Source organism: Pseudomonas sp. C9, assembly GCF_002000165.1.
Classification (GTDB): Bacteria; Pseudomonadota; Gammaproteobacteria; order Pseudomonadales; family Pseudomonadaceae; genus Aquipseudomonas.
In genome coordinates this window covers 1,438,520-1,450,457 of sequence record NZ_MPAK01000001.1, presented here as the reverse complement: position 1 = coordinate 1,450,457, position 11,938 = coordinate 1,438,520, and the positions used below count along the sequence as shown (strand labels likewise).

At 60.0% G+C, this 11,938-nt stretch carries 9 protein-coding genes; all 9 read left to right on the top strand.

Annotation, left to right across the window (positions count from 1 at the left end; genetic code table 11):
* Nucleotides 1-1,376 precede the first annotated feature (1,376 nt).
* The 9 genes from rfbF (at nt 1,377) to pseC (ending at nt 11,921) form a co-directional block, all read left to right on the top strand.
* Entirely contained in the window at nt 1,377-2,150 is a 774-nt protein-coding gene (rfbF, locus tag BMS17_RS06895; RefSeq protein ID WP_046032804.1) for a glucose-1-phosphate cytidylyltransferase, read from the top strand.
* A complete protein-coding gene (rfbG, locus tag BMS17_RS06890) occupies nt 2,132-3,214 on the top strand; it encodes a CDP-glucose 4,6-dehydratase (protein ID WP_077430668.1) in 1,083 nt (360 codons plus the stop codon). Before rfbF ends, rfbG begins: the two co-directional genes overlap by 19 nt.
* Complete coding sequence (locus BMS17_RS06885) at nt 3,211-3,771, top strand: dTDP-4-dehydrorhamnose 3,5-epimerase family protein (protein WP_077430667.1); 561 nt, start codon at nt 3,211-3,213, stop codon at nt 3,769-3,771. Before rfbG ends, BMS17_RS06885 begins: the two co-directional genes overlap by 4 nt.
* Nucleotides 3,768-4,994, top strand: coding sequence for a class I SAM-dependent methyltransferase (locus tag BMS17_RS06880; RefSeq protein WP_046032807.1), 1,227 nt, complete (start codon nt 3,768-3,770; stop codon nt 4,992-4,994). The genes BMS17_RS06885 and BMS17_RS06880 overlap by 4 nt, the downstream gene beginning before the upstream one ends.
* Nucleotides 4,991-5,848 (top strand): NAD(P)-dependent oxidoreductase, encoded by an 858-nt coding sequence (locus BMS17_RS06875; protein ID WP_077430666.1) that lies wholly within the window; start codon nt 4,991-4,993, stop codon nt 5,846-5,848. The genes BMS17_RS06880 and BMS17_RS06875 overlap by 4 nt, the downstream gene beginning before the upstream one ends.
* On the top strand, nt 5,838-6,908 hold the full coding sequence (locus BMS17_RS06870) for a class I SAM-dependent methyltransferase (RefSeq protein WP_046032809.1): 1,071 nt from the start codon (nt 5,838-5,840) through the stop codon (nt 6,906-6,908). Before BMS17_RS06875 ends, BMS17_RS06870 begins: the two co-directional genes overlap by 11 nt.
* A gap of 17 nt (nt 6,909-6,925) precedes the next feature.
* Nucleotides 6,926-7,663 carry a cephalosporin hydroxylase family protein gene (locus BMS17_RS06865; RefSeq protein WP_027922337.1) on the top strand — a complete coding sequence of 246 codons (738 nt, stop codon included), beginning with the start codon at nt 6,926-6,928 and terminating at the stop codon, nt 7,661-7,663.
* Between the two features lie 51 nt (nt 7,664-7,714).
* Nucleotides 7,715-10,648, top strand: coding sequence for a TIGR00180 family glycosyltransferase (locus BMS17_RS06860; protein WP_077430665.1), 2,934 nt, complete (start codon nt 7,715-7,717; stop codon nt 10,646-10,648).
* Between the two features lie 103 nt (nt 10,649-10,751).
* Nucleotides 10,752-11,921, top strand: a complete 1,170-nt coding sequence (gene pseC / locus BMS17_RS06855; protein ID WP_077430664.1) for a UDP-4-amino-4,6-dideoxy-N-acetyl-beta-L-altrosamine transaminase — start codon at nt 10,752-10,754, stop codon at nt 11,919-11,921.
* Nucleotides 11,922-11,938: the final 17 nt, after the last annotated feature.

Here is an 11,938-nt window from a genome sequence, read left to right as displayed (position 1 = left end):
TTTAGGCAGATCAAAATCAGTGGCTTCGTGTGTAAGCGTTGGTCTGTGCGTATATCCGTTTCTGCGGTAACGGCGGCTTATGGTTTCGCTCTTACAGCGACTCACTTTTCCAGACGCCGAAAAGTAAGCAAAAGGCTTCGCCCCGGCGTACGGCACTTCGCTAAGGCTCAGTGTTCCCTCGCTCCGGTATYCATCRGGGGGCATCGCCTACGGTCTGCTTCGCGACGACCTCCTCTCGATGTGTGCGGCTTCGCCGCACGGCGCTACGCGCCTAATCCCCTGATGAACACCTCCACTCGGCCTGCCGAAGGGGCGAMAGATCAAAAGCAGATCAAGATCAAGATCAAATGCTTCGCGAGCGGGTTCACTCCGACAATGGATCGGCATACGACTTCGTTTTTCACCATTCTGTTTGGGTGTTTAGGCAGATCAAAATCAGTGGCTTCGTGTGTAAGCGTTGGTCTGTGCGTATATCCGTTTCTGCGGTAACGGCGGCTTATGGTTTCGCTCTTACAGCGACTCACTTTTTCAGACGCCAAAAAGTAAGCAAAAGGCTTCGCCCCGGCGTACGGCACTTCGCTAAGGCTCAGTGTTCCCTCGCTCCGGTATTCATCGGGGGGCATCGCCTACGGTCTGCTTCGCGACGACCTCCTCTCGATGTGTGCGGCTTCGCCGCACGGCGCTACGCGCCTAATCCCCTGATGAACACCTCCACTCGGCCTGCCGAAGGGGCGAAAGATCAAAAGCAGATCAAAATCAAAAGCGAGGCGGCCTAAGGGCCGGCCTGAGCTCAGAGCACGCATCTCCGGGTGCGAGTGAGCCTGCTCGCGAAGCTTTTGATTTTGCCGTTGCCGTTGCCGTTGCCGTTGCCGTTGCCGTTGCCGTTGCCGTTGCTTTTGCTTTTGCTTTTGATCTTTTGCCCCTTTCCCAGAGGCCGAACGCAGGCGTTGCGTAGGGGGCACCGCGGCAAGGATGCCGCGGTAGCCGCCCCCGGCCATGGATGGCCGATGGCGGCGGGCCCCCGGAGCAATGCCGGAGTGAGGGCATGCCGAGCCTAGGCGAGGCACCGAATGGAGGGGCAAAGCCTTTTGGTTCCTTTTCGGCGTTTGGAAAAGGGACTCGCTGTAAGAGCGAAACCGCCAGCAGCCATTACCGCAACAACGGATATGTACTCCAGCCCCGAAAAACCAACAAAGCCCCATCAGTCGCCCACCCCAAGCAATTGGCTCACTTCCTGCAAGTCCCCCGTATATCGCCATAAATCCTTCACCTCAAAGGCGTGAAGGCCCCAGTGGCTGCGGGTTAATGATGTGCATCTGACGGTTCGCCAACCCTTGCGGGGGTGGCCAAGCCGCGTGAAGAGCAAGAGGACAGCGATGAAGGCAGTAATTCTGGCGGGTGGTCTCGGTACGCGGATCAGCGAAGAGTCGCACCTCAAGCCCAAGCCAATGATCGAAATCGGCGGCAAGCCAATTCTTTGGCACATCATGAAACAGTACTCCGCCCACGGGATTCATGACTTCGTGATTTGCCTTGGCTACAAGGGCTACGCGATCAAGGACTTCTTCGCCAACTACTTCCTGCACACCTCCGATGTCACCTTCGACATGTGCAACAACCGCATGGACGTTCACCAGAACTACAGCGAACCGTGGCGCGTGACCCTGATCGACACCGGCGAAGACACCATGACCGGTGGCCGCCTGCGTCGTGCCGCCCGTTACCTGGAAGGCGAGCAAGCGTTCTGCTTCACCTACGGCGATGGTGTCTCGGACCTGAACATTGGCGCTTTGGTGGACTTCCACCTGACCCACGGCAAGCTCGCGACCGTGACCGCCGTGCAGCCACCGGGACGCTACGGCGCCCTGGAGCGTGACGGTGACAGCGTCAAGGGCTTCATTGAAAAACCGCGCGGTGACGGTGGCTGGATCAACGGCGGCTTCTTCGTGCTGTCGCCCAAAGTGCTGCCGTACATCGCCGACGATCAAACCTCCTGGGAAGCCGAGCCCTTGGCCGCGCTGGCCAACGAACAACAGTTGCAAGCGTTCCAGCACGATGGCTTCTGGCATCCGATGGACACCCTGCGCGACAAAAACCACCTCGAGCATCTGTGGCAGAGCGGGGAGGCCCCATGGAAGCAATGGGACTGAGCCAGGACTTCTGGCGCGGCAAGCGGGTTCTGCTGACCGGCCATACCGGCTTCAAGGGCAGTTGGCTGACGTTGTGGCTGCAAAGCCTGGGTGCCGAGGTCAGCGGGTTTTCGCTGGACCCGTCCACCGAGCCCAGCCTGTTTGAACTGGCGCGCGTGCACGAAGGCATCAACGATCAGCGCGGCGACTTGCGCGACCTGGGCGCGTTGCTGGAGCTGATCGCCGAGACCCAACCGGAAATCGTCCTGCACCTGGCGGCCCAGCCGCTGGTGCGCGAAGGTTATCGTGACCCGCTGGGGACTTACTCCAGTAACGTCATGGGTACGCTCAATCTGCTCGAAGCGATCCGTCAGGTTGGCGGTGTGCGCGCCTGCGTGCTGGTGACCACCGACAAGGTCTACGCCAATCAGGAATGGGCGTGGCCGTACCGCGAAAACGAAGCGCTGGGCGGGCATGACCCTTACAGCAGCAGCAAAGCCTGCTGCGAGTTGCTGGCGCAGTCTTACGCGGCTTCGTTCTTCCCGGCTGAAAAATATGCCGAGCATGGTCTGGCCCTGGCCACGGCCCGTGCCGGCAATGTGCTGGGCGGCGGTGATTTTGCGCCTGAGCGTTTGATTCCCGATGTGCTCAAGGCCTGGTCCGCTGACGAACCGGTGACCCTGCGCTACCCGCAAGCCGTGCGCCCGTGGCAGCACGCGCTGGAGCCGCTGGCCGGTTACCTGCAACTGGCGGCCGGCCTCTACGAAAATGGCCCCAAGTTTGCCGGTGCGTGGAACTTCGGCCCGAGTGAAACGGACATGTGCAGCGTCGGCGAAGTCGTCGAGTTGCTCGCCAACCGCTGGCCGCAAGCCCGTGGTTTGCGCATCGAACCGAGTGAGTTGCATGAAGCCGGCCTGCTGCGCCTGGACAGCAGCCGCGCACGTCAACTGTTGGCCTGGCAACCGCGCTGGTCGTTGCAGCAGTGCCTGACCCACACGCTGGACTGGCACCTGGCCTGGCAAAACGGGGACGACATGCGCGCCATCACCCTGGCTCAGTTGAACCTGTATCGGGGCGCGTTGTGAGCGAGTTTCTGTTAAAGCCATTGCCGCTGGCCGGTCTGTTCTGCGTGCAGCACAAACGCTTCGAGGATGAGCGCGGACACTTCGCGCGCCTGTTCTGCGAAGGTAGCCTGAGCGCCTTCGGCCAGCCGTTTCATATCCGCCAGATCAACCATTCCTGCACCCGCGAGCGGGGCAGCGTGCGAGGCCTGCATTTTCAAAATGCGAGTGCGCCGGAAGCCAAGCTGATCACCTGCTTGCGTGGCGAAGTCTGGGATGTGGCGGTGGATTTGCGCCCTGATTCGGCGACCTTCCTGCACTGGCATGCCGAGCACCTGCGTGCCGGCGACGGACGCAGCTTGCTGATCCCGGCCGGTTTCGCCCACGGCTTCCAGACCCTGACTGACGATGCCGAATTGCTCTACCTGCACAGCACCGATTACACGCCTGCGCACGAGGGTGGTTTGAGTGTGAACGATCCACGGCTGGCGATAACCTGGCCGTTGCCTGTCAATAATCTGTCGGCCCGGGATTCCAGCCATCCCTTGCTCGATCAACACTTCGCTGGAGTGCGTGTATGAACTGCCGTGGTTGCGGGACTTCCCTGGCCTTGCCGCTGATCGACCTCGGCACCTCGCCGCCGTCCAACGCTTACGTGCGTGCCGATCAACTTGAGCAAGCCGAGCAATGGGTGCCGCTCAAGGTCGCGGTCTGTCAGCAATGCTGGCTGGTGCAGACCGAGGATTACACCAGCGCCGACAGCCTGTTCGACGCCGAGTACGCCTACTTCAGTTCGTTCTCCACAACCTGGCTGGCCCATGCCGAGCGTTACGTCGCCGAGATGACTGAGCGCTTCGGCCTGACGGCGGACAGCCGCGTGGTGGAGATCGCCGCCAACGACGGTTACCTGTTGCAGTACGTCGCCGGTCGCGGCATCCCGTGCCTGGGCGTTGAGCCGACCCGCAGTACCGCGCAAGCGGCGCGGGAAAAAGGCCTGGAAATTCGTGAACTGTTCTTCGGTCGCGACACCGCATCGCAGCTGGTCAGCGAAGGCTGGTCCGCCGACCTGATGGCCGCCAACAACGTGTTGGCCCATGTCCCGGACATCAATGATTTTCTTGGCGGCTTTGCGACCCTGCTCAAGCCGACCGGTGTGGCGACGTTCGAGTTTCCGCAACTGCTGACGCTGATGGCCGGCCAGCAGTTCGACACGCTCTATCACGAACACTATTCCTACTTGTCACTGACGGCCGTGCAGACCTTGTGCGAGCGCAACGGTCTGCACGTGTTCGACGTCAGTCAGTTGTCGACCCATGGCGGGTCGCTGCGGGTTTTCGTCCAGCGTGCCGATGGCGTGCGTCGCGACGTGCAGCCAGCGGTTGCACAGCAACTGCAAGCCGAACTCACCGCCGGGGTGAAAACCGCCGAGTACTACGCGACCCTCGCGCCCGCCGCTGAACGCATCAAGCACGAACTGCTGCGCTTCCTGTTGCAGGCCAAGGCCGACGGCAAGCGTGTGGTCGGTTATGGCGCCGCCGCCAAGGGCAACACCTTGCTCAATTACGCCGGGGTCAAACCTGACTTGCTGGCGTGGGTGGCCGATGCCAACCCGCACAAGCAGGGCAAGTACTTGCCGGGCAGCCGCATTCCGATTGTGTCGCCGGCGCAGATCGATCTTGAAAAGCCCGATTACGTCCTGGTGCTGCCGTGGAACCTGCTGCACGAAGTCAGTCAGCAACTGGCGCAGGTGCGCCAGTGGGATGGCCGTTTTGTCATCGCCGTGCCTGAGTTGACCGTCCTGTGAAAGTGCTCGTGACCGGTGCCACCGGGTTTGTCGGCCGCCATGTGGTCCAGGCCTTGCTTGCTCGTGGCTGCGAAGTCCGCGCCGTGGCGCGCAACGCCGAGACCGCTGCGGATTTGTCGTGGATCAATGCGGTGGAGTTCATTGCGGCGGATATTCACGCCCCGACACTGAACATCCAGGCACTGACCGATGGCGTCGATGCGCTGGTGCATCTGGCGTGGCCGGGCTTGCCGAACTATCAGGCGCTGTTTCACTTCGAGCACAACCTGATGGCCGATTACCGGTTCATCAAAAGCGCGGTGGAGGCGGGTGTCTCGCAGGTATTAGTCACCGGCACCTGTTTCGAATACGGCCTGCAAAGCGGCCCGCTCAGCGAGCAAACCGCAGCGCAACCCAGCAACCCTTACGGGTTGGCAAAAAATACGCTGCGTGTGTTTTTGCAAAACCTGCAGCAGGTTCAACCGTTCACCCTGCAATGGGCGCGGTTGTTTTACCTGCATGGCGAGGGGCAAAACCCCAACAGTTTGCTGGCGGCACTGGACCGGGCAATCGATGCCGGTGACGAGCGTTTCAACATGTCGGCCGGCGAGCAGTTGCGTGATTACCTGGCGATTGAAACCGCAGCGGGTTACCTCGCCGCGATCCTGCAACAACGCGAATTCGATGGCGTAATCAATTGCGCCAGCGGCCAGCCGATTTCGGTGCGGGCGCTGGTTGAGCAACGGCTACAGGCGCGTGGTTCATCGATCCGGTTGAACCTCGGTCATTACCCATACCCGACTCACGAACCGATGGCGTTCTGGGGCGTGACGGACCGTTTGCAACAGCTACTGGGAGCAGAGCATGAGGCATGAGTTGTATCGGGTCGCCGACCTGCCGGTGTTGCAAAACCGCACCTTCGCCGACCCCGCGTCAGCCAGGGCTTCGGCCAGCGCCGACATGCTGCTGGTGCAGGACGAAAAGAGCGGGTTGATCTTCAATCAGGCCTTTAACGCCAACAAGCTCAGCTACGACGCCGACTATCAGAACGAGCAGGCGCATTCAGGCCAGTTCCAGAAGCACTTGAACGATGTCGAGGGCATCATTGCCCGCCACTTCAAGGGCCAGGAACTGATCGAAGTCGGCTGCGGCAAAGGCTACTTCCTCGAACTGCTCAAAGGCCTGGGCTACGCCATCACCGGCATCGACCCAGCCTACGAAGGCAGCAACGCCGACGTGATCAAGGCACCGTTCACCCGTGGCCTCGGTCTGGCGGCGGACGCCATCGTGCTGCGCCATGTACTGGAACACATTCAGGACCCGGTGAGTTTCCTCGCCGAGATCGCCGACGCCAATCAGGGCGGGCAGATCTACATCGAAGTGCCGTGCTTCGACTGGATCCTGGAACACAAAGCCTGGTTCGACCTGTTCTACGAGCACGTCAATTATTTCCGCCTCGATGACCTGCGCCGGATGTTCGGCACCGTGCATGAGGCCGGCCATCTTTTCGGTGGCCAGTACCTGTACATCGTTGCAGACCTTGCAACCTTGCGCCTGACCCCGGAACAACCGGTGCCACGCCTGGACCTGCCTGACGGTTTCACCGCGAGCCTTGAGCGTGCGGTGCACATTGTTCAAGGCGCGCCGCAGCAAGGTTCGGCGATCTGGGGCGCATCATCCAAAGGCGTGATCTATTCGCTGTTCCTGCAACGGGCCGGCGTGGCGGTGGACCGCGTGGTGGATATCAACCCGGCCAAACAGGGCCGGTATCTGCCCCTCAGTGGCGCCCGTGTGTCCTCGCCGCAAGAGGCTATGGATGCACTGCCCGAAGGCGCCAACCTGTTTGTGATGAATTCCAACTACCTCGAAGAAATCAAGCGGATGACCGGTGGACGCTACGTCTATCACGCCGTCGACAGCGCTTCGTTCCAGTGACTATTGAGATTAGAAAAATGACTGACAACACCATCAATAAAGCCTTCGAAGCCGAATGCGCAGAACAAATCGCAGCTCAGGGCGACGACCAGAAACTCACCGGCCTGGCCCAGGATTTCTTCAATCAGTCGGCCAAGCACAAGTACAGCTACCACTTCTCGTGGATGGGCCGTCCGATCATCCAGTTGCCGCAAGACATGATGGCCATGCAGGAAATCATTTGGCAGGTCAAACCCGACCTGGTGATTGAATGCGGCATTGCCCACGGCGGCTCGATCATCTACTACGCCTCGTTGCTGGAGCTGCAAGGCCACGGCGAAGTGCTGGGCATCGACCTCGACATTCGCCCGCACAACCGCGAAGCCATCGAAAGCCACCCGATGAGCAAGCGCATCAAAATGATCGAAGGGTCGAGCATCGACGAGGCCATCGCCGCACAAGTACGCGCTGCCGCCGAAGGCAAGAAAGTCATTCTGGTCCTCGATTCCAACCACACCCACGATCACGTGCTCGAAGAGCTGCGCCTGTACGCACCACTGGTGTCGGTGGACAGCTACTGCGTGGTCATGGACACCGTGGTTGAAGACATGCCTGCCGACTTCTTCCCGGACCGTCCATGGGGCCCGGGCGACAACCCGAAAACCGCGGTATGGAAATACCTGGAAGAAAACGCTGACTTCGAAATCGACCGTCAGTTGCAGAACAAACTGCTGATCACCGTGGCGCCGGACGGCTACCTGCGTCGCGTTCGTTAATCATTATTGAAAGTAGGTTCTCGGCGTCTGGCCGGTTGTGGGGATAGAAATATGCGCGTTCAAAACACTGCTCGAAATGATGTGGCACCGCTGAATGAACGATTGACGGTGGTGGTGATTTCCCACAACCGCAACGCCTACCTGCGGCGCACCTTGCAGTATTACAGCAGCTATCCCTGCCAGATCCTGGTGCTGGACTCTTCGCTGAAAATCGACGAGAACATCGCCCGTGATTACCCGATGGTTGATTACCGGCATCTGCCGCAATTCACCTATACCGGGTTGCAGGAAAAACTCGCCTTTGGCGTCAATCAGGTCACTACGCCGTACATGGTGCTGTCGGCCGACGATGATTTCCTGATTCACGACGCGGTGACCGAGTCCCTGGAGTTTCTGGAAGACAACGCCGACTACGGCATGTGCCACGGCTACGGGATCATGTACCTGGCGCGCGCCACGCAAGTGGATTATTTCCGCCGTGACCGCAAGGGGCCGGAAGATTACTGCTCGGATAGCGCCGAAGAGCGCCTGATGCAATTCATGGGGCACTTCCTGCCGCCGTTCTACGCGGTCAGCCGTACCGAGTTGCTGCAGGACTGGCACAACACGTTACTGCCGGGCACCAGCTTCGAGTGGCAGGAAATCGGGCATGCCTATTACATGCTCGCGCGCGCCAAGGCGCGGATCCTGCCGATTCCGTTCGCTGTGCGGGAAATCACTTACGGTGCCACGGAGCACAACACCAACGTACTGACGGTGTTGACGCTCAAGGACGCCAAAACCGTTGCCGATCGCGAGCGTTTTGCCGAGTTTCTGGCGTCGCTACCGACCGGTATGAGCCACAAGACTCTGGCCGAGGGCAAGCAGGTTGCGCTGGACAGTTTCGCCACCATGGCTGACTGCCTGAGTAACACCCGCTCGCTCAAGGGAACGGCCATTTTCAATTCGGCCTGGCATAAAGCCGGCGAAGAGCCGGAGCGTCTGTTTGGTCAACTGCAATTTGTCGAGATGCCGTTCTATAACCAGCCGGTTTTCGATCTGCTGACTGAGTTCGAATTCCTTCTGCACACCATGCCGGCCGCCAATTATCAGTTGCAGGAACTGGAAGGCATTTTGCTCAAACAGCATGAGTTGATGCGCGTCCATCCCAACGACAACGAGCGCACTTTGCGCAGTCGTTTGTGGGAAGCCCTGAGCCTCTATGCGTTCAACCGCACGGTGGTTTCGCGTCTGGTCGAGTCGCTCAAGGGCACAGAAGAAGCGGAAGAAGGCCTCAAGCTGCAAGCCTGGGCCGACCGTCTGGCGTCGGTGCCGGCACAGGACGAACAATCGTTGTTCGAAAACATGCCGTCCGGGCGTCTGCTGAACTGGCTGGAGGCTCGCAACCCGGATGCCAAACAGCTCAAAGTCATTGCGGCGCAGCTGCGCAAACGCAATGGTGGCCCGCAGTTCGGCATCATGCTGTTGGATCTCGATGCGGACATGGTCAAGTTGCAGGCCACCTTCGACAGTCTGGTCGGAGGTCACTGCAAGGCGTTCAAAGTCGTGGTGTTCACCACCGGCGATTTGCCGGCGACCACCACGTCGCGTGACACCGTGCACTTTGTCAAAGTCACGGCCAACAACTACGTCGAACGCCTCAACCAGAGCGTTAACCAGTCCACCGCCGACTGGCTGGTACTGGCCGAGGCTGGTGATCAGTTCACCGCCAGTGGCCTGCTGCGCGCCAGCCTCGAACTGATGGGGGCCGAAGGCGTTCGTGCGGTGGCGATGGACGAAATCCAGCGCCAGGACAATGGTTCCCTGGCGGATGTGTTCCGTCCGGGCGTCAATCTTGATCTGCTGCAAACCGTGCCGTCGATGATGGCCCGGCACTGGTTGATCCAGCGTGACGTGTTGGTGGGCGCCGGTGGCTACTCGGCTGAATACATGTCGGCGCTGGAGTTCGACCTGCTGTTGCGCCTGATCGAAGACGGCGGCCTCGGTGGCCTGGCGCATCTGGCCGAGCCGCTGCTGATCTGCAATGCGCCGTCCACAGAGGAAAACCCTCACGAGCGTCAAACCCTGACCCGACACCTGACGGCCCGCGGCTATCGTGGTCAGGTCAGCTCCGAGCTGGCACAGACCTGGCAGATCGATTACCAGCACAGCGATCGGCCAAAGGTCTCGATCATCCTGCACAGCCAGGACAATTTGGAGACGCTGCAACGCGCCGTGGTCAGTGTGCTGCAACGTACCCGTTACCAGCAGCACGAAATTCTGATCGCCGACAATCACAGTCAGTCCGAAGAACTGGCAGCCTGGCTGTCCAGCCTGGACGGCAAGAGTGATCGCTTGCGCATATTGCGCACCGGTGAACGTCTGAGCGCCTCGGCGCTGTACAACTTCGCGGTCGCTGAAGCCAAGGGCAAGTATGTGGTGTTGATGTCGGCCCAGGTCGAAGTGGTCAACTCCAACTGGCTCGACAGTTTGCTGAACCAGGCCCAGCGTCCGGAAGTCGGGATCGTCGGCGCCAAACTGATGGATTTCCGTGGCGTTACCACGCAAGGCGGTCTGGTGCTGGGCTTCAATGGTGTGGTCGGTTCGGTGTTTATCGGTGAGCGCAAAGATGCCAAGGGCTACATGAACGGTCACCAGGTCGAGCAAAACTACTCGGCCGTGTCCGGGGCTTGCATGATGATTCGCAAGGATCTGTATGAAGCCGTCGGTGGGCTGGACGAAGAACATTTCGATGAAGCGTTTGCCGACATCGACCTGTGCCTGAAAGCCGCAGACGCCGGTTACCTGATTGTCTGGTGCCCTCAAGCCCAGATGCTGCACCCGGGCCTGTTGCCGGATGCACCGCAAACGGCTGCCGCCCTGCAAGACAAGTGGCGCGCACGCTTCACCCAGGATGTGGCGTACAACCAGAACCTGGCCTTGACCGGCAAGGGCTTTACCCTCGGCGCAGCGTCCGGTGTGAATTGGGCTCAGTTGCTGGCTTGAGCTGTCTGAATAGCAAAAGGACTCATCACATGTGCAACGGCAAAATGATGTTCAAGGACGCTCATGCGTGCTCGCTGGCTGGGCCTTGTGTTGAGTCACGGCCATGATGCCCTACCGGATTCCATACGGCCGGCAAAACATTGATCAGACCGATATCGATGCAGTCATGGAAGTGCTCAAGTCGCCCTGGCTGACACAAGGCCCGACGATCGAGCGCTTCGAAAAAGCCCTGGCCTCACACTGTCAGGCTGAATACGCCGTCGCGGTGTGCAACGCCACGGCGGCGCTGCACATTGCTTGTCTGACTGCCGGGCTAGGGCCGGGTGACGCACTCTGGACCAGTCCCAACACCTTTGTCGCGTCGGCTAACTGTGGTCGTTACTGTGGCGCTGATGTCGATTTCGTCGACATCGACCCGCACACCCTGAACATGGATGCGCGGTTGCTGGCGGAGAAACTAGAGATCGCCGAAGCCACAGGTAAACTGCCTAAAGTGGTGGTCGCGGTCGCGTTCGCCGGGCAGAGTTGCGACATGCGCGCCATCGCGCAACTGTCCGAGCGTTACGGTTTTACGCTGATCGAAGACGCCTCGCATGCCGTGGGTGCTTCGTATCTGGGGCGGCCAGTCGGTTGTGGTCAATACGCGGCCATGACGATTTTCAGTTTTCATCCGGTCAAGATCATTACCAGTGCCGAAGGTGGCATGGTGCTGACCAATCGCCCGGAATTCGCCGAGCGGTTACGGCGCCTGCGCAGCCATGGCATTACCGGTGATCCGGCACAGATGAATGTGCCTGCGACGGGGTTGTGGTACTACCAGCAACTGGAGCTGGGCTTCAATTACCGCATGACCGATCTGCACGCCGCGCTGGGGTTGTCGCAAATGGCGCGCCTGGACGCGTTTGTCGCCAAGCGTCGTCAATTGGCCGCGCGCTATGAAACACTGCTGGCCGATGTTGCAGTGACATTGTCGGTGGCTCAGCCAGGTGCCGAGTCGGCTTGGCACCTGTATGTGGTCAGGTTGCAGCTGCCTCGGTTCAAGCTCAACCAGGCACAGGTTTTTGAAACGTTGAGGGCTGCCGGTGTGGGCGTGAACCTGCATTACATTCCGGTGCATTTGCAGCCGTACTACCGCGGACAAGGTTTCAAGGACGGCGATTTTCCGCAGGCTGAACGGTATTTTTCCGAGGCCATCAGCTTGCCGTTGTATCCCGACCTGACGGATGCAGAACAAGATTATGTGGTCGAGCAATTGCGACGAATGACTGAGTAAACACTGCGAAAGCGGCT

Bases quoted from the DNA above. Each gene is read 5' to 3' on its own strand.
- rfbF (WP_046032804.1), top strand. From the start codon at position 1,377: ATGAAGGCAGTAATTCTGGCGGGTGGTCTCGGTACGCGGATCAGCGAA.
- rfbG (WP_077430668.1), top strand. From the start codon at position 2,132: ATGGAAGCAATGGGACTGAGCCAGGACTTCTGGCGCGGCAAGCGGGTT.
- BMS17_RS06880 (WP_046032807.1), top strand. From the start codon at position 3,768: ATGAACTGCCGTGGTTGCGGGACTTCCCTGGCCTTGCCGCTGATCGAC.
- BMS17_RS06870 (WP_046032809.1), top strand. From the start codon at position 5,838: ATGAGGCATGAGTTGTATCGGGTCGCCGACCTGCCGGTGTTGCAAAAC.
- BMS17_RS06865 (WP_027922337.1), top strand. From the start codon at position 6,926: ATGACTGACAACACCATCAATAAAGCCTTCGAAGCCGAATGCGCAGAA.
- BMS17_RS06860 (WP_077430665.1), top strand. From the start codon at position 7,715: ATGCGCGTTCAAAACACTGCTCGAAATGATGTGGCACCGCTGAATGAA.
- pseC (WP_077430664.1), top strand. From the start codon at position 10,752: ATGATGCCCTACCGGATTCCATACGGCCGGCAAAACATTGATCAGACC.